This window comes from Pseudonocardia sp. D17 (genome assembly GCF_036984265.1).
Classification (GTDB): domain Bacteria; phylum Actinomycetota; class Actinomycetes; order Mycobacteriales; family Pseudonocardiaceae; genus Pseudonocardia; species Pseudonocardia benzenivorans.
Map to the genome: position 1 here is coordinate 1 of NZ_BPRG01000151.1, position 1,340 is coordinate 1,340.

Annotated in this window: 1 protein-coding gene; it reads left to right on the plus strand. The window is 69.0% G+C overall.

Annotation, left to right across the window (positions count from 1 at the left end; translation table 11 throughout):
- Positions 1–110 precede the first annotated feature (110 nt).
- A complete protein-coding gene (locus PSD17_RS23105) occupies positions 111–1,334 on the plus strand; it encodes an ISL3 family transposase (protein ID WP_339124489.1) in 1,224 nt (407 codons plus the stop codon).
- The last annotated feature ends 6 nt before the right edge of the window (positions 1,335–1,340 follow it).

Below are 1,340 nucleotides of genomic sequence, written 5' to 3' on the forward strand. Positions count from 1 at the left end.
GGCTCTTCGCAGATGAGGGTGTAGAGGGCGTGGGCGCGTCGCTCGTCGGATAGGGGTCGAGGTCCTCCGATGATGGAAGTTCTCACACTGCCCATCAGGAAGACCTCGACGTGCCTGACGCTACCTTCACTACCCCTGACCTGACCACGTTCGCCGGGCTGGACGAGCTTGGTCTCGAAGTTGTTGGGCAGCGCCTCGAAGCAGGCCGGGCGGTGCTGGCGCACGAGCCGCTGGGCTGGCGTCCCACGACGTTGCTGGTCACGGTGCGCCGCTACCGGTGCAGTGGCTGTGGTCACGTGTGGCGCCAGGACACCACGGGAGCGGCGGAGCCGCGGGCGAAACTCTCCCGCGGCGCCCTGCGGTGGGCGCTGGTGGCCATCGTGTGTCAGCACCTGACCGTGGCCCGCGTCGCCGAGAGTCTGGCCGTGTCGTGGAACACCGCCAACGACGCGGTCCTGGCCGAGGGACCGCGCGTGCTCATTAACGATCCGCACCGGTTCGACGGCGTGAAGGTCCTGGGCGTGGATGAACACGTGTGGCAGCACACCCGTCGCGGGGACAAGTACGTCACCGTGATCATCGACCTCACCCCGGTGCGTGAGGGCACCGGGCCGGCCCGGCTGCTGGACATGGTCGAGGGTCGCTCCAAGGCGGCCTTCAAGCAGTGGCTCGCCGACCGGCCCGCCTCCTGGCGAGCCGGCCTGGAGGTGGTGGCGATGGACGGCTTCACCGGCTTCAAGACCGCCACCACCGAGGAACTGCCCCACGCGGTAACTGTGATGGACCCCTTCCACGTGGTGCGCCTGGCCGGCGACGCGCTCGATGAGTGTCGCCGCCGCGTCCAGCAGGACACCTGCGGACACCGCGGCCGCAAGGGCGACCCGCTGTACGCCGCCCGGCGCACCCTGCACACCGGCGCCGACCTGCTCACCGACAAGCAGAACCGACGCGTCGAGGTACTGTTCGACGGCGAGCAGCACGTCCAAGTCGAGGCAACCTGGGGCGTCTACCAACGCATGATCGCCGCCTACCGCGAGGTCGACAGGTCACGAGGACGGCAACTGATGTGCCGGCTGATCGACTCCCTCAGCCACGGCGTGCCCGCCGCCCTGGGCGAGTTGCGCAAGCTCGGCCGCACCCTGAAGCGGCGCGCCGACGACGTGCTGGCCTACTTCGACCGGCCCGGCACCTCGAATGGACCCACCGAGGCCATCAATGGACGGCTGGAGCACCTGCGCGGCTCCGCTCTCGGGTTCCGCAACCTGACCAACTACGTCGCGAGGTCCCTGCTCGAAGCCGGCGGATTCCGACCCCGCCTACACCCTCATCTGTGAAGAGCC